Raw genomic sequence first — 14,676 nt, 5'->3', positions numbered from 1 at the left:
GGTGTTCCTGCATCGCGGCCGTATACACCTCGGCGGTCGCGGCGGCGGCGGTGTCCCAGCCGAAGCCCCCGGCGTGCGCGGCGGCCGCCGCGCCCATCCGGGTGACCAGCTCCGGCGAGGCGGCGAACCGGGCCAGCGCCCGCGCGTACGCCGCCGGGTCGTGCCCCGGTATCAGGAAACCGCTCACCCCGTCCCGCACGGCCACCGGGAGTCCGCCCACGGCCGCCGCGACGACCGGCGTGCCCGCCGCCTGCGCCTCGATGGCGACCAGGCCGAAGGACTCGCTGTGCGAGGGCATGACCAGCACGGACGCGGCCCGGAACCAGTCGGCGAGCTGCTCCTGCCCGACGGGCGGCTGGAACCGTACGACGTCGGCGATGCCCAGCCGCGCCGCGAGCTTCTGCAGCCCCTCCGGCTTGGCGAGCCCGCTCCCGCTCGGGCCGCCGACGATCGGCACGACCATCCGTCCGCGCAGCGAGGGGTTCTCGTCCAGCAGCACCGCGACCGCCCGCAGCAGCACGTCGGGCGCCTTCAGCGGCTGTATCCGGCCCGCGAAGAGCGGGATCAGGGCGTCCCGCGGCAGCCCGAGGCGGGCCCGTGCGGCGGCCCGGCCGTCGGCGGGGCGGAAGCGGTCCAGGTTGACGCCGGGGTGGACGACGGCGACGGCCGCGGGATCGGCCTCGTAGAAGCGGACGAGCTCGTCCGCCTCCTCGGCGGTGTTGGCGATCAGACGGTCCGCCGCGTCCACGATCTGGGTCTCGCCGATCACGCGGGCGGCCGGCTCGGGGGTGTCGCCCTCGGCGAGCGCCGCGTTCTTGACCTTCGCCATGGTGTGCATGGCGTGGACGAGCGGGACGCCCCAGCGCTGGGCGGCGAGCCAGCCGACATGGCCGGAAAGCCAGTAGTGGGAGTGGACCAGGTCGTAGTAGCCGGGGCGCTGACCGGCCCATGCCTGCATCACGCCGTGCGTGAAGGCGCAGAGCTGGGCGGGCAGCTCCTCCTTGGCCAGGCCCTCGTACGGCCCCGCGTCGACATGCCGGACCAGGACGCCGGGGGCCAGGTCGACCGACGGGGGCAGCCCGCCGGTGGTGGACCGGGTGAAGATCTCGACCTCGATGCCGATCGCGGCGAGCCGCCGGGCCAGCTCCACGATGTAGACGTTCATCCCGCCCGCGTCGCCGGTGCCCGGCTGGTGGAGCGGCGAGGTGTGCACGGAGAGCATCGCGATACGGCGGGGCTTGCGGTGGCCGCCGGGAAACGCGGCGGAGAACCTGCGGCGCGGCGCGGCGCGGCCACTGCCGAGCCGGGAGACGTACTGACTCACGTCGTCCGGTCCTCCTCATCCAGGGCATGACGGCGGAGGGACCGAGCCCCTGCCAAGGGCAGCAACATCGGAATTTCCCCTTTCATTTCCGCTTTACCAAATCATTACGGTGCGGCAGGCGCACGCCGGGTGCGCACCACGCGCACAGGCGGCTCGCCCCTCAACGCGCTCCGCGGAATCGTTACGCTCGGTGTCATGCGCCCCATCGGCACCGCGACCCGCGGGACCACCAACCCGAACCGGCTCCGCCGCATGGACCGCTGGATCGCCGCCACCCACGGCCCGGCCCTGCGCCGTGCCGACCACCCCGTCGCCGTCGACCTCGGGTACGGTGCCGCCCCCTGGACCGCCGTCGAGCTGCTGCACCGGCTGCGCACCGCCGAGCCGCGCACCGCGGTGGCCGGGATCGAGATCGATCCGGAGCGGGTCGCGGCGGCGAAGCCGTACGAGTGCGAGGGCCTGACCTTCCTGCACGGCGGCTTCGAGATCCCGCTGCCCGAGCGCCCCGACCTCATCCGCGCCGCGAACGTGCTGCGCCAGTACGAGGAGGGCGAGGTGGCCTCGGTCTGGCAGCGGCTGTGCGCCCGCCTGGCGCCGGGCGGGCTGCTGGTGGAGGGCACCTGCGACGAGATCGGGCGGCGGCACGTATGGGTGGCGCTCGGCCCCGAGGGTCCGCGCACGGTGACGTTCGCGGCCCGTCTCGCCTCCCTGGACCGCCCCTCCGACCTGGCGGAACGCCTGCCCAAGGCGCTGATCCACCGCAATATGCCGGGCGAGCCGGTCCACGCGTTCCTGCGGGACTTCGACCGGGCGTGGGCCGCGGCGTCCCCGTACGCCTCACTGGGCGCCCGGCAGCGCTGGATCACGGCGGTGCGCTCGCTGTCGGGCGACTGGCCGCTGGCCGACGGGGTACGGCGGTGGCGGCAGGGCGAGGTCACGGTGGAGTGGGCCGCCCTCCGGCCGAACCCGTAGGTCCCCACCGCCTCACTTCTGGCGGGAACGGGAACGGCGCTCCGTTCGTCCAGGGAGAGGGGAGCAGGGGGAGCAGGGGGAAGTGGCACCGGGGGGAAGCGACCGTCAGGACAGCTGCCGTGCGCCCCTGTTGCTTTTCGGTACGGCATGGCACGATCTCGACATCGGCGAAAAGTTACTGACGGTAAATCAGATTTATTCGGAGGGGTATCTCTCGTGAACCGACGTCACTGTGCCTCAGCCGCGATCACTCTGGTCTGCGCGCTGTCCGTGCTCATCACGCCGGTCCAGGCCCTCGCCGCGCCCACACCGCCGTCGCCCTCGGCCGGGGCGCCGAAGAAGACCCTCGAAGAGGTCCGCCAGGAGATCGACGCCCTCTACCGCAAGGCCGGGGCGGCCACCGACGCGTACAACCTCGCCGAGGAACAGGCCGAGAAGCAGTCCACCGAGATCGTGAAACTGGCCCGCTCCATCGTCGTCGGCCAGGCGAAGATCACCGAGCTCAAGGAGCAGGCGGGCGCCCAGGCCCGCGAGCAGTACCGCACCGGAGGGCTGCCGCCCAGCGCGCAGTTGATGCTCAGCGACGACCCCCAGCTCTTCCTGGACGGCGTGAGCCGGGTCCGGGAGGGCCAGCAGGCCGCCCAGGGCGTGCTCGGTGAACTGACCAGGACCCAGGAGGACCTGGAGACGTACACCAAGGACGCGAGCATCAACTGGAAGAAGCTCGAAGCCGGCCGGGTCAAGCAGGCCAAGGCCAAGAAGCGGATCAACGCCCAGATCGCCGCGGCGAAGAAGCTGGAGTCCCGGCTGAAGAAGGAGGAGCGGGCCCGCCTGCTCAAGCTGGAGGAACAGGCCGCGTACCAGCAGCAGACGGCCTGGCTCAGCTCCGGCGCCCTGCAGGACATCAACCGCGAGGCGAGCGCCCGCGGCAAGCAGGCGGTGGCCTTCGCGACCTCCCAGATAGGCAAGCCGTACGAATGGGGCGCGGAAGGGCCCGGCTCGTACGACTGCTCGGGGCTCACGTCACAGGCCTGGTCGGCGGCCGGTCGGCCGATCCCCCGCACCTCGCAGGAGCAGTGGCGGCTGCTGCCGCGCATCGCCATCAAGGACATGCGCCCCGGCGACCTGATCATCTACCACTCCGACGCCAGCCATGTGGGCATGTACGTCGGTGACGGCGCGATCGTGCACTCCCCCCGCCCCGGCCGCAACGTGACGCTGGCGGGCGCGGGCTCGATGCAGATACTCGGCGTCGTACGCCCGGACAAGTAGCCGGGCCGGGGCCGTCCGGGCCGGAGGGGTGGGCGGCCGGAGGGTGTGCGGCCGGAGGGTGTGCGGGCCGAGGAGTGTGCGGGCCGCCCGCCGGGCCGTTCGCTCCGGCTGGCGGGCCAGGTCGGTGCACCTGAGGGGCCTGAGCGCCTGCGAGCCGTGCGCACCGGCCGGAGGGCCGTCGTCACGTCCGGTGAACCGGGGCGGCGGAGCACCCGCCGACGGGGAGTGACCCGCGCCACCCGCCGTCCGGCGACCGCGTGACCTTTGTCATGTCCGGGTAGCAGCCCGTTCCTTGGTCCGGCGTGCCGGTTCCGTGACCTGACGCGGCTTATGCCGGTGCGCAGGCCCGAGGCCGGCCGCGGGACGCCATTCCGTTCCCCCGGCACAGACCGCTATCGTCCCCGTCTGGCGGATCGTCGATCGTCGTTCCGCCGTGCCCTCGGGGGGAGGGAAGGAAAACCGAACCGATGCCCGTACCCGTACCGCAGCACGATGCCGACGCCGCTGCGGAGGCCTCCCACGACGCCGTCCTCACCCTCCTGGTGATCGAGGACGACCCGGCGGGCACCTTCACCGCCCCCGAGCTCCCGGCCGCGGCCGGTACGAGGGTGCGCGTCCGTACCGCCCGCAACCTGACCGAGGCGGAACGGCTCCTCACGGACGACGTCGACTGCATACTGCTGGACCTCTCCCTGCCCACCGGCAGCGAGACCCGGGCCGCCAGGAGCGGCGCGGCAGGAGCGGACGGGCTCGCCACCCTTGAGCACGTCCTGCGGATCGCCCCGCGCCACGCCGTCCTCGCCCTCACCGCGGAGAACGACACCGAGCTGGCCGCCGCGGCGGTACGGGTGGGCGCCCAGGACTACCTCTGCCGCGACGAACTGGACGGACGGCTGCTCAGCCGCGCCATCCGGTACGCCGTCGAGCGCAAGCGCGCCGATGTCGCCCAGCGTCGGCTCACCGAGTCCACGCTGCGCGCCCAGGAGAACGCCCGCCTCGAACGCGGGCTGCTGCCCACCCCGCTGCTCGAAGGCTCCGACCTGCGCTTCGCGGCCCGCTACCGCCCCGGCCGCAGCCGCGCCCTGCTCGGCGGGGACTTCTACGACACCGTCCGCACCCCCGACGGCACCGTCCATGTGATGATCGGCGACGTCTGCGGGCACGGCCCCGACGAGGCGGCCCTCGGTGTGGAACTGCGCATCGCGTGGCGGGCGTTGACCCTGGCCGGGCTCTGCGGCGACGAACTGCTCGCCACCCTTCAGCAGGTCCTGGAGCACGAGCGGGAGAGCGAGGAGATCTTCGCGACGCTCTGCACCGTCGACATCACCCCCGACGGCAGGAACGCCGGTCTCTGCCTGGCCGGTCATCCGGCCCCGCTGCTCGCCCGGCACGGGCAGGGCGCGCGGCTCCTCCCGTACGAGGACGGCGGCCCGGCCCTGGGGCTGCTCCCGCACGCCCGCTGGCCCCGCCGCCAGGTGGAGCTGGGCAGCGACTGGAGCCTGATGCTGTACACGGACGGGCTGATCGAGGGGCGGGTCGGCCAGGACGGCGGTCAGCGGCTGGGCCAGGACGGCATGGTCGCGATGATCAACCGGCAGCTGGCGGAGGGGCTGACCGGCGAGGACCTTCTGGAGGCCGCGGTCGCCCAGGTGCGGGAGCTGAACGGCGGCGAGCTGACCGACGACGTCGCGGTCCTCCTGCTCGACCGCGACGTCGAGAACGCCCGCCTCCCGGTGACCGCCTCATCCCGGTGACCATCACGCCCCGGTGACCGTCACGCCCGGCTGACCGTCCCGTACCGGCGGCGGAATCCGGCCCGGTGAGGGGCCCGGTGACCGGCGCGGTCCCGGGGCCGCTGCGGTGCGCGCTCAGCGTCCGCCGTTGTAGGGGCCGTACGGGCCGTCGCTGCTGGAGCCGCCGCGCCGACCACGCCCGCCCGCGACCGCCTGGAGCGCGGGCCGCACGTCCACCAGGAAGACGATGGAGGCCACCGCACCCGCGAGCTGCAGGAACAGCATCGGCACGAAGAGGTTCACCGCGACGGTGATCCCGAGGATGAGCAGCCAGAACGATTTCTTCTGCTTGTCGGCGGCCCGGTAGGCGTCCTCGCGCGCCATCGCCGCCATGATCAGCGCGACCACGGCCAGCACCAGCATGAGCAGATAGAGCAGCCCGACGAATGTGCTGAATCCTGTGAGCAACATGGTGTGTACCGCCTAATAGTGGATGAGCGCTCGTCGCCAAGGTACCGGGGCAACGGGCCGGACACCTCTGATAGATGCCCGGCCCTCGCCCTGCGGCAAACCTGCTGAGCGGCGCTACTTCGCGCTCGGCGGAGTGGTCTTCTTCGCGGCGGGCTTGCGCGCCGGGGCCTTCCGGGCGGGCGCGGCGGCCCTGGGAGCGGGCTTCGCCGCGGGCGCGGCCTTCGCCGGACCGCTCTTCGCCGGACCCGCCGAGGCGGTCTTCGCCGTACCCGCCGGACCGCTCTTCGCGGTGCGCACCGGGCCGGACTCCCGGCGCGGCTCGACGACCACGGCGATCTCGACGGCTTCCTCGGCCGCCTCGCCGCGCCAGTGCCTCACGGTGCGCTCGCCGCGCTCGGCGACCTTCTCGTACGTCTCCCGGGCCCGTACCGCGTACTCCGCGGCCACGCCCAGGCTCCGCAGCGCCAGGTCCTGCGCGTTCTCGCCGAGCTTGCGCAGGTCGCTGTCGAAGGCGCCGATCACCTCGGTGACCTTGGCCTGCACGGTGGCCTGCGCCTCCTTGGCCTGCGTGGTCACCTTCTCCTGCACGGCCTTGGGGTCGGTGTTGCGTACGGCCTCGATGCGCTCCGGCGCCTCGGCACGCAGCTGGTCGAGCAGCGCCGGGACCTTGCGCGCCTGCTCGACGGCGAGATCGGCCGTACCGGCGGCGAAGTAGAGGGGGGTCGGGTCGGTGAGGGTCTTGCGCAGGTCATCGGTGATGGCCATGACTGTGGTCCTCCCGGATCATCAGGCTCGGTGCGAGGTCTTCTTCTGGAGTTGGAGGAATCGAAGGGGTCGAAGGAGCCGTCGGCGAAGCCGGGACGGCCGCCCGCGGCACCGACGGCTACGAGGGCTCGGCAGGCCCTGTGGCCGCGTCGGCACTGGCGTCCGTTACCGGTTCGTCGCCGGTCCGGGGACCGGGCTCGAAACCGTTCTCCCTGCGGAAGGAGTCGTAGATCTGGAGCAGCACGCTCTTCTGCCGCTCGTTTATCGACGGATCGGCGAGGATCACCGCCCGCGTCTCCAGCTCCTCCCGCTCCCGCTCGTCCAGAATTCCGGCCCGCACGTAAAGGGTCTCGGCGGAGATCCGCAGCGCCTTGGCGACCTGCTGCAGCACCTCGGCGCTCGGCTTGCGCAGCCCGCGCTCGATCTGACTGAGGTAGGGATTGGACACCCCGGCGGCGTCGGCGAGCTGCCGCAACGACAACTGCGCGTTGCGCCGCTGCTCGCGCAGGTACTCCCCGAGATTGCCGACGTTGAGTGATGCCATATCCCGATGGTGCGCCCCCCTTGCTAACTTTTGCAAGCAGACGCTTGCAAAAGTGCGCTACACCACTCCCCCGGCCCCGTGTGACTCGCAGCGATGACTGTCACTTCGCAGGGGTTTCTGTCACCAGTCGCCCGTAGTCGCCGAACGGTAGTCCCCCAGGCCCTGGCTGTGTGAGCCACTAGGTTGGTGTGCGTGGAGGCACGGGGGCAGAGGTATCGGTATGTGGGTCCAGCTGAGCTGAAGGAGCTCGTCCGGGCGGGTGGTGAGGGTCGGAGCATCCACTCGGCGGCAGACTTCGGCGAGTGGGTCTCGGCGCTGACCCTGGACGAGTTGGCCGAGCCGTTCACGTTCGTCGTCGATGGCGACGGGGTGCTGCGACTGGCTCCGCGCCGCAGTGAGCACGTGGTGTGTGCCGACGGCGGAGAGGTCCTGAGCGCCGGTGAGATCAGCTTCCGCGAGGAGTCCGGGTGGTGGGTGGTCGAGGAGGTCAGCAACCAGTCGACCGGCTACTGCCCGGACATCAGCTCATGGCCCGCCGTGGCCAAGGCTCTGGATCGGATCGGGATCCATCGGCCGCCCGGATTCACGCACGAGGTCGTCTTTCGCCGATGCCACTCCTGCCGGGAGCTCAACATCGTGCGGGAGGAGGACTTCGTATGCGTCTTCTGCGGCGAGGATCTGCCTCAGGAGTGGAACGTCGGTGAGCCCGGGTGACTGGTCAGACCGCGAAGATCGCATCGCCTTGCGCGTGCGGCAGCATGGCGGTGCGGCAAGTGAACCAGTTCGTCCTTCGCGATGAGTTGTGGTGGGATTCGGAGTTCTCTTGCGGGTCCTGTGGCACCTACCTGTGCGAACACGCTGGTCCGGGACCAGCACCTGATGATGTCCGGGCGGCTCTCCTCGCAGCGCATGGGTCCGTCAGACTGCGGCTGGTCGGTTCGGTTCCCAGTCTCGTCCCAGCTTTGAAGGTCTTTCGGGAGGTCGCGGCAGCCTCGTTGTCGCGGGCTCGTGAACTGGTTGGGGAACTGAGCCACGGTGGTCTGGTGGGGACGTTGCCGGAGATGGAGTTCCTGAAGGCCCGGATGCACATGCGTGGAGTTCCCGTCGACGTCGATCGGTAGCTGTCCCCGGAGGACCTCAAGGTCAGCTGCGGATCCGGCGGTGCCACCAGGGGAGGCCGGCAGGAGAGCGGTCACGGACGCCGTGATCCCGGGGATCGCTCGAAACTGGTTCCACCATGAATGGCACGTGCCGGTGTGCTCCCGCGCTCGACCGTCAGGACGGCTGGACCTGGTCGAAGAGGGCGAGGGCTTCGGCGGGGTCCGGGCTCACGAGGCGTTCCAGACCGGACATCGTGATCTCCGCCCATCTGCTGGCCCGCGCCCACATCTGTTCCTCGAAGGCGCGGACGGCCTCGTCCCGACCTCCGGAGCCGGTGGCGAGGGACTCGGCGAGTTCGGCTCCTTCCAGCATCGCGAGGTTCGCGCCCGCCCCCAGGGGAGGCATCAGATGGGCGGCGTCGCCCAGCAGCGTCACCCCGGGGACGTGGGCCCAGGTGTGGGACACGGGCAGGACGTAGAGGGGGCGGTGGGCGAAAGCGGTGCCGTGGCGGAGGAGGTCGAGGACGGGGGCGGCCCAGCCGTCGAACAGGGCCAGCAGGCTCGACCGCACGGCCTCGGCGTCGGCCGGGTCCAGGTTCGCGTGCCGGTCCAGCGGCGCGCGGAACTGGGCGTACACCTTGATGTGGCCATTGCTGCTGCGCTGCGCGACGAGCGCGCGGTTCACGCCGTACACCGCTACGGAACCGTCGCCGATCAGCCGGGCGAGGCCGGGGTGGCGGGTGTCGACATCGTTCAGGGAGGTCTCGACCAAGGTGACACCGGTGTAGTGCGGCGTCACCGGCGAGACCGCCGGGCGGACCCGGGACCAGGCGCCGTCCGCGCCGACCACGAGGTCGAACGTCCCCTGCCACCCGTCCGCGCAGTGGACCAGTACGCCGTCCCGGGCCCCCGGCGCCACCTGTGTCACGTCCCGGCCCCACTGGACGTCAAGCGGGCCGAGCAGCAGGTCACGGAGTTGCCCGCGGTCGATCTCGGGATGGGCCCGGTCGCCCGGACGGGGCTGCCAGTCGCGCAGGACGGTCCCGGCCGTGTCCAGGATGCGCATGGCCTGTCCCTCGGGGCGGGACAGCGTCTGGAACTCCGCCAGCAGCCCCGCCTTGTCCAGTGCGAGCTGGCCCAGCCCTTCGTGCAGGTCCAGCGTGCCGCCCGGGGGGCGGGCGTCGGGGGCGGGATCGCGTTCGAGGACGGTGACGGGGTGACCATGGCGGTGCAGGACACGGGCGAAGGAAAGACCGGCGGGACCGCTTCCGACCACAGCGATGCGATAGCTCATGCCGATACACTGTATTTATTCAATACACTGCATCGCAACAGTACGATGTGACCATGACTGTGTGGGACCGGCCGGAGCCGCCGACTCGCCCCGTGCCGCTCGACCGGGGCCGCATCGTCGCCGCCGCCGTCGCGCTGGCCGACGAGGGCGGCCTGGAGGCGGTGTCGTTGCGCAAGGTGGCCGCCCGGCTGAACGCCGGCCCCATGCGGCTGTACGGATACATCTCCACCAAGCAGGAGCTGTTCGACCTCATGGTCGACGAGGTCCAGGCCGAGATTCTCCCCGGGGAACAGCCCGGTGACTGGCGGGAGGCGCTGCGCGGCCTCGCCCACCGCACCAGACAGGCCGCGCTGCGCCACGCATGGCTGGCCGACCTGCTCGGCGGGCGCCCGTCCCTGGGCCCGAACGGCCTCGCCGTGACCGAGGCCACGCTGGCCGCCCTCGACGGCCTCGCCGACATCGACACCGTCCTGCGCGCCGTGGAGACGGTCAGCGCCTACTTCACCGGCGCGATCAGGCGCGAGATCGCGAACCTGCGGGCCGAGCGCGCCACAGGGCTGTCCGAGCACGACTGGCAGCGCGCCTCCGGTCCGCATGTGACGGGGATGCTGGCCACGGGCCGCTTCCCGGCGCTGGCCAAGGCCGTACACGACGGCACGGACGTGGACGCCGAGACGTCCTTCGCGACCGGCCTGGACTGGGTCCTCGACGCCGTGGCCGCCAGACTCGCCCTTCCGTCGGCGTGACGCTCAGCCACTGCCGTACGGGAGCGAGGTGGGGGCGGGGGCGGTGCCGGTGTCCACGGGCCGTGCGGGCCCGTGCCGCCGCCCCTTCATCGCACGGCCCGGCGACGGGGATCGCCCCCGACCGCGTCAGTCCGGGGGTACGGGTCGTCGACGACCCGCAGGCACGTGGGGCCGGTTCCCGGCTGGAGCGGGATCACGCGCCGCTGCTCACCTCCACGCCACAGGCGGGAGGGCCGGTGGAGCACGTGCGGCGCGCACGCCTCGGACTGCTCGCCTACCTGGAGGCGCTGTCGGCGCTCCGGCGTCCGGTCCAAGGCCCACGGCATCGGGCCAGCCGCCCCGTACGCCGCTTGACCCGGCATCGGGCCAGCCGCGCCGTACGCCGCCGAGGGCCGCACCATCAGGGTGGACCAGGCCGTCCCCCACGGTGGCCGTCCCACCACGACGGCCGCCGCTCCTCGTCTCCGTTACGAGGCAAACGGCCCGGCGGGCTCCCAGGTGAATCCGTCCGGGTCGGTGAAGGGGGCGGCGGCGCCGCCGAGGGTGACGCGGTGCGAACCGGTGCCGTCGACGGGGACGCCGAGGTCCTTGGCCAGGCCGCGGCGCCTGTACAGCGCCAGCTTGACGGGGTCGGAGCCGTCGGCGGCGAACTCGGCGTACGTGCCGCCGAAGCTCCTGGTCACGGTCAGGCCCAGGCCGGCGTAGAACTGCTTGCTCGCCTTCACGTCCTCGACACCGAGCAGGAGGACGACCTCGTCGATCTCGCGCGTGGCCTGGCCGGTGTCCTTCTTCGCCGAGGTGGCGACCTTCCAGATCGTGCCGTCCGGGGCCCGGACGACACCGCCGTAGCCCCACATCGACCTGGCGGCGGGCTTCAGCACCGTGGCGCCCGCGCCCTCGGCGGCGGCGACGAAGGCGTCGACGGTGGCGGGTCCGGAGACCGTGAGCGCCAGGGTGAAGCCGCGGAATCCGGTGGAGGGCGCCCCGGACGCCCGCAGCCGGATGCGCGACTCCACGCCGAAGGCGGTGTAGAAGCGGCGGGCGGCCTCAGGATCGGCCACCTCAAGGGTGACGGACGCGACGGACGTGGTGGACGTGGTGGTGGTGGTCATGGCTCTCACGCTAGGGACGGCCGGGCTGTCGGGGCTTCTCGATTCCTGACCGGTCGGCCGGGTCAGCGGACTTCCTGGATGCGGACCAGGTTGCCCGCGGGGTCACGGAAGGCGCAGTCGCGGATGCCGTACGGCTGCTCGGTCGGCTCCTGGACGACCTCGGTGTCACCGGCCTGCGCCTTCTCGAACGTGGCGTCGAGGTCGGGGGTGGCCAGCAGGATCCAGCCGTACGTCCCCTTGGCCATCATCTCGGCGATGGTGCGGCGCTCGTCCTCGGTGACCCCGGGGTCGACGGCGGGCGGGGCCAGGAGGATCGACGTGCCGGGCTGCCCGGCGGGGCCCACCGTGATCCAGCGCATCCGGCCCTGGCCGACGTCGTTGCGGACCTCGAAGCCGAGGACGTCGCGGTAGAAGGCGAGGGACTCCTCCGGATCGTCGTGCGGAAGGAAGCTCGTGTGAATGGTGATGTCCATGTCCGGCAGATTAGGGACGGCGCCGGGGGCCGTGCTTCTCGATTCCTGACCGGTTCAGGGGCGCCGGTTGACCTTGCCCCTGGGGGAGCCCGCAGCATCGGTGGAGCCGGGCGCCGCGTCCGGCACGAGGAAGGAGAGGCATGGACCTGTTGACCATCGGGGCGTTCGCGAAGGCGTCCCGGCTGTCGCCGAAGGCCCTGCGGCTCTACGACGAACTCGGGCTGCTGCCTCCCGCCCGGGTCGACCCCGTGACCGGCTACCGCCATTACGCGCCCGCGCAACTGGAACGGGCCCGGCTGGTCGCCTGGCTGCGGCGGCTCGGGATGCCCCTGGCCCGCATCCAGCGGGTCTGCGCGCTGGAGCCGGACCAGGCCGCCCAGGAGATCCGCTCGTTCTGGGCCCAGGCCGAGGCCGACACCGCCGCACGGCGCGACCTGGCGGCCTTCCTCGTCGACCACCTGTCACGAAAGGACCCCGCCATGACCCCGGTCACCGCCCCACTGGAGATCCGTTACGCCGCTCTCTCCGACACCGGGCTCGTCCGCGAGCACAACCAGGACACCGCGTACGCCGGTTCCCGGCTGCTCGCCGTCGCCGACGGATTCGGCGGGGCGGGCGCCCCCGCGAGCGCCGCCGCCGTCGACGCGCTCAAGCACCTGGAAACCGGCGGCATCCCGGCGGGCAGCCTGCTCAACGCCCTGGAGGACGCCGTCGAGCAGGCCGCGCGAGCCGTACGGGACATCGCCGGAACCGAACCCAGCACAGGCGCACCTTCCGAACTCGGGTCCGGACCCGGACCCGGGGCCGGAACCGGAGCCGGGGCCGGAACCGGAGCCGGAACGACGCTCACCGCGATGCTCTGGACCGGATCACAGCTCGCCCTCGTCCACATCGGCGACTCCCGCGCCTACCTCCTGCGCGAGGGGGAACTGTTCCGGATCACCGACGACCACACCCTGGTGCAGTCGCTCGTGGACGAGGGCCGCCTCACCCCGGAGGAGGCCGCCTCCTCCCCGCAGCGCTCGCTGCTCCGGCGCGCCCTGGGCCAGGGTGCCGACGGCACCCCCGACCTGCGCCTCCAGGAAGCCCGCCCAGGTGACCGGTACCTGCTGTGCTCGGACGGCCTGTCCACCGTCGTCCCGTCCGACGCGCTGCACCGGGTCCTCTCCGGGACACCGGAGCCCGAGCGGGCCGTCCGCGCGCTCGTCGGCCTCGCCAACGACTCCGGCGGGCCCGACAACGTCAGTTGCGTGGTCGCCGACGTCGTGGGCTGACCCGGACGGCCTCCCTGGCACCGCACGTAAACGGAGGCGACGCTTCAGCATCTGTGAGCGATGCTGCACCTCATGAACGCCTCGCAGAACACCCCGCCCCCCGGCCCCGGCCCGCTTTCCGCACCCGGCACCACTGGCCCCGGCGTCTTCGCGCTGGGCGGTACGGTCACCGTCCCCCGGCTCGGCTTCGGCGCCATGCAACTGCCCGGCCGGTGGAGCGGCCCGGCGGGCGACACCGAGAAGGCCGTGGCCGTCACCCGGCGCGCGGTGGAGCTCGGGGTGCGGTACATCGACACCGCCGCCTTCTACTTCTCCCCCACCCACCGGGCCAACGACCTGCTGCGCGAGGCGCTGTTCCCGTACGCCCAGGACGTCGTCATCGCCACCAAGGTCGGCCCGCTGCGGGACGAGACCGGCGAGATGTACGCCGAGGCCCGCCCCGACCAGCTGCGCGCGGAGGTGGAACGGAACCTGGAGGATCTGCGGGTCGACACCCTCGACCTGGTGCATCTGCGCGTGGGCCGCCTGGGCGCGGGCATCGCCGATTCGCTCGGCGAGCGGTTCGAGGTGCTGGCCGCCCTGCGCGAGGAGGGTCTGATCCGGCAGCTCGGCGTCAGCAACGTGACGTCCGGCCAGCTCGCCGAGGCCCGTTCGATCGCCCCGGTCGTCGCCGTGCAGAACCGATTCGGCGTACGCGACCAGACCGATGCCGCGCTCGTCGACATCTGCGCGGACGCCGGTATCGCGTACATGCCGTTCTTCGCGCTCGGCGGCGGGCACACCGCGCTCGACAGCGAGGAGATGCGGACCGTGGCCGCGCGGCACGGTGCCACCGAACACCAGGTCGCCCTCGCCTGGGGACTGGCCCGCTCCCCCTCGATCGTCCAGATCCCCGGCACCGCCTCGCTCGCGCACCTGGAGCAGAACATGGCCGCCGGGCAGCTGGACCTCGACGAGGAGGACATGGACCTGCTCGGCCGCCGCGGCTGAGCACGACAGCGCCTGGTCACGGCCGTGGGCTCGGCCCCGAGCCCACGGCCGTGTCCCTGACAGCACTTAGGATCCGCCCATGGCTATCGACCCCGGCTACACCTGCTCCCGCTGCGGCGAACACCACGCGGAACTCCCCATGGGGTACTCGACCATGGCGCCCGACGTCTGGGACGCGAGCCTGGAGAGCGATCCCGACAGCATGCTCTCCTCCGACCAGTGCATCGTCAGACACGAGCACTACTTCATCAAGGGCCTGATCGAGATACCCGTGTCCGGCAGCCCGGAGCCCTTCTCCTGGGGTGTGTGGGTCTCGCTCAGCCGGGAGAACTTCGGCCGCGCCCTCGACCGGTGGCAGGCCCCCGGCCGCGAGGCGGAGCCGCCGTACTTCGGCTGGCTGAGCACCGAGCTGGGGCTGTACTCCCCCCGCACCACCAACCTCAAGACCAACGCCCACACCCGCCCGATCGGCCTGCGCCCCCGCGTCGAGCTGGAGCCCACCGATCACCCGCTGGCCGTGGAACAGCGCACCGGCATCACCCTGGACCGGGTGCGGGAGATCGCCGAAGCGGTCCTGCACGGCGACGGGGGCACCGCGGGCTGAGC

15 protein-coding genes are annotated in these 14,676 nt (G+C 72.2%); 8 read left to right on the top strand and 7 right to left on the bottom strand.

The genetic code is table 11. The features are described from left to right. A partial coding sequence (gene mshA, locus ACFVWY_RS30495) for a D-inositol-3-phosphate glycosyltransferase (protein WP_389878031.1) occupies positions 1-1,324 on the bottom strand: 1,324 nt, incomplete at its 3' end. 195 nt (positions 1,325-1,519) lie between these two features. Between mshA and ACFVWY_RS30490 the strand changes: the two genes are divergently transcribed. From ACFVWY_RS30490 to ACFVWY_RS30480, 3 genes are all read left to right on the top strand, one after another. After that, positions 1,520-2,296 carry a class I SAM-dependent methyltransferase gene (locus ACFVWY_RS30490; protein ID WP_389878029.1) on the top strand — a complete coding sequence of 259 codons (777 nt, stop codon included), beginning with the start codon at positions 1,520-1,522 and terminating at the stop codon, positions 2,294-2,296. 216 nt (positions 2,297-2,512) lie between these two features. Beyond that, on the top strand, positions 2,513-3,568 hold the full coding sequence (locus ACFVWY_RS30485) for an NlpC/P60 family protein (protein WP_389878027.1): 1,056 nt from the start codon (positions 2,513-2,515) through the stop codon (positions 3,566-3,568). A gap of 467 nt (positions 3,569-4,035) precedes the next feature. Then, positions 4,036-5,322, top strand: coding sequence for a PP2C family protein-serine/threonine phosphatase (locus ACFVWY_RS30480; RefSeq protein WP_389878026.1), 1,287 nt, complete (start codon positions 4,036-4,038; stop codon positions 5,320-5,322). A 114-nt stretch (positions 5,323-5,436) separates the two neighbouring features. Here the strand turns inward: ACFVWY_RS30480 and ACFVWY_RS30475 are convergent, their stop codons facing one another. The 3 genes from ACFVWY_RS30475 to ACFVWY_RS30465 all read right to left on the bottom strand — a co-directional run bounded on the left by ACFVWY_RS30475 (position 5,437) and on the right by ACFVWY_RS30465 (position 7,081). Further along, a complete protein-coding gene (locus ACFVWY_RS30475) occupies positions 5,437-5,772 on the bottom strand; it encodes a DUF2516 family protein (RefSeq protein WP_389878025.1) in 336 nt (111 codons plus the stop codon). Positions 5,773-5,886: 114 nt separating this feature from the next. Further along, the gene (locus tag ACFVWY_RS30470) at positions 5,887-6,537 is read right to left on the bottom strand and encodes a hypothetical protein (protein WP_389878024.1); all 651 of its coding nucleotides are present in this window, start codon (positions 6,535-6,537) and stop codon (positions 5,887-5,889) included. 118 nt (positions 6,538-6,655) lie between these two features. Continuing rightward, positions 6,656-7,081, bottom strand: a complete 426-nt coding sequence (locus ACFVWY_RS30465; RefSeq protein WP_389878023.1) for a helix-turn-helix domain-containing protein — start codon at positions 7,079-7,081, stop codon at positions 6,656-6,658. Between the two features lie 222 nt (positions 7,082-7,303). On the opposite strand from ACFVWY_RS30465, the gene ACFVWY_RS30460 reads away from it, so the two are divergent. Next, entirely contained in the window at positions 7,304-7,795 is a 492-nt protein-coding gene (locus ACFVWY_RS30460; protein ID WP_389878022.1) for a hypothetical protein, read from the top strand. Positions 7,796-8,356: 561 nt separating this feature from the next. Here ACFVWY_RS30460 and ACFVWY_RS30455 read toward each other — a convergent pair. After that, positions 8,357-9,475, bottom strand: a complete 1,119-nt coding sequence (locus tag ACFVWY_RS30455) for an FAD-dependent oxidoreductase (RefSeq protein ID WP_389878020.1) — start codon at positions 9,473-9,475, stop codon at positions 8,357-8,359. 53 nt (positions 9,476-9,528) lie between these two features. On the opposite strand from ACFVWY_RS30455, the gene ACFVWY_RS30450 reads away from it, so the two are divergent. Further along, positions 9,529-10,221 carry a TetR/AcrR family transcriptional regulator gene (locus tag ACFVWY_RS30450; RefSeq protein ID WP_389878018.1) on the top strand — a complete coding sequence of 231 codons (693 nt, stop codon included), beginning with the start codon at positions 9,529-9,531 and terminating at the stop codon, positions 10,219-10,221. Between the two features lie 467 nt (positions 10,222-10,688). Here ACFVWY_RS30450 and ACFVWY_RS30445 read toward each other — a convergent pair whose 3' ends face one another. Beyond that, entirely contained in the window at positions 10,689-11,333 is a 645-nt protein-coding gene (locus tag ACFVWY_RS30445; RefSeq protein WP_389878016.1) for a glyoxalase, read from the bottom strand. Between the two features lie 62 nt (positions 11,334-11,395). Next, positions 11,396-11,806 carry a VOC family protein gene (locus tag ACFVWY_RS30440; RefSeq protein WP_389878014.1) on the bottom strand — a complete coding sequence of 137 codons (411 nt, stop codon included), beginning with the start codon at positions 11,804-11,806 and terminating at the stop codon, positions 11,396-11,398. Between the two features lie 140 nt (positions 11,807-11,946). On the opposite strand from ACFVWY_RS30440, the gene ACFVWY_RS30435 reads away from it, so the two are divergent. The 3 genes from ACFVWY_RS30435 to ACFVWY_RS30425 all read left to right on the top strand — a co-directional run bounded on the left by ACFVWY_RS30435 (position 11,947) and on the right by ACFVWY_RS30425 (position 14,674). Next, complete coding sequence (locus tag ACFVWY_RS30435; protein WP_389878012.1) at positions 11,947-13,080, top strand: MerR family transcriptional regulator; 1,134 nt, start codon at positions 11,947-11,949, stop codon at positions 13,078-13,080. 72 nt (positions 13,081-13,152) lie between these two features. Next, entirely contained in the window at positions 13,153-14,070 is a 918-nt protein-coding gene (locus ACFVWY_RS30430) for an oxidoreductase (RefSeq protein WP_389878011.1), read from the top strand. 79 nt (positions 14,071-14,149) lie between these two features. Then, entirely contained in the window at positions 14,150-14,674 is a 525-nt protein-coding gene (locus ACFVWY_RS30425; protein WP_389878009.1) for a DUF2199 domain-containing protein, read from the top strand. The last annotated feature ends 2 nt before the right edge of the window (positions 14,675-14,676 follow it).

Source organism: Streptomyces sp. NPDC058195, from assembly GCF_042883525.1.
Classification (GTDB): domain Bacteria; phylum Actinomycetota; class Actinomycetes; order Streptomycetales; family Streptomycetaceae; genus Streptomyces.
This window is presented reverse-complemented; position numbering and strand designations above follow the sequence as displayed.

Coding starts and splice junctions, on each gene's coding strand:
- ACFVWY_RS30490 (WP_389878029.1), top strand. CDS start 1,520: ATGCGCCCCATCGGCACCGCGACCCGCGGGACCACCAACCCGAACCGG.
- ACFVWY_RS30480 (WP_389878026.1), top strand. CDS start 4,036: ATGCCCGTACCCGTACCGCAGCACGATGCCGACGCCGCTGCGGAGGCC.
- ACFVWY_RS30475 (WP_389878025.1), bottom strand. CDS start 5,772: ATGTTGCTCACAGGATTCAGCACATTCGTCGGGCTGCTCTATCTGCTC.
- ACFVWY_RS30470 (WP_389878024.1), bottom strand. CDS start 6,537: ATGGCCATCACCGATGACCTGCGCAAGACCCTCACCGACCCGACCCCC.
- ACFVWY_RS30465 (WP_389878023.1), bottom strand. CDS start 7,081: ATGGCATCACTCAACGTCGGCAATCTCGGGGAGTACCTGCGCGAGCAG.
- ACFVWY_RS30455 (WP_389878020.1), bottom strand. CDS start 9,475: ATGAGCTATCGCATCGCTGTGGTCGGAAGCGGTCCCGCCGGTCTTTCC.
- ACFVWY_RS30450 (WP_389878018.1), top strand. CDS start 9,529: ATGACTGTGTGGGACCGGCCGGAGCCGCCGACTCGCCCCGTGCCGCTC.
- ACFVWY_RS30445 (WP_389878016.1), bottom strand. CDS start 11,333: ATGACCACCACCACCACGTCCACCACGTCCGTCGCGTCCGTCACCCTT.
- ACFVWY_RS30440 (WP_389878014.1), bottom strand. CDS start 11,806: ATGGACATCACCATTCACACGAGCTTCCTTCCGCACGACGATCCGGAG.
- ACFVWY_RS30435 (WP_389878012.1), top strand. CDS start 11,947: ATGGACCTGTTGACCATCGGGGCGTTCGCGAAGGCGTCCCGGCTGTCG.
- ACFVWY_RS30430 (WP_389878011.1), top strand. CDS start 13,153: ATGAACGCCTCGCAGAACACCCCGCCCCCCGGCCCCGGCCCGCTTTCC.
- ACFVWY_RS30425 (WP_389878009.1), top strand. CDS start 14,150: ATGGCTATCGACCCCGGCTACACCTGCTCCCGCTGCGGCGAACACCAC.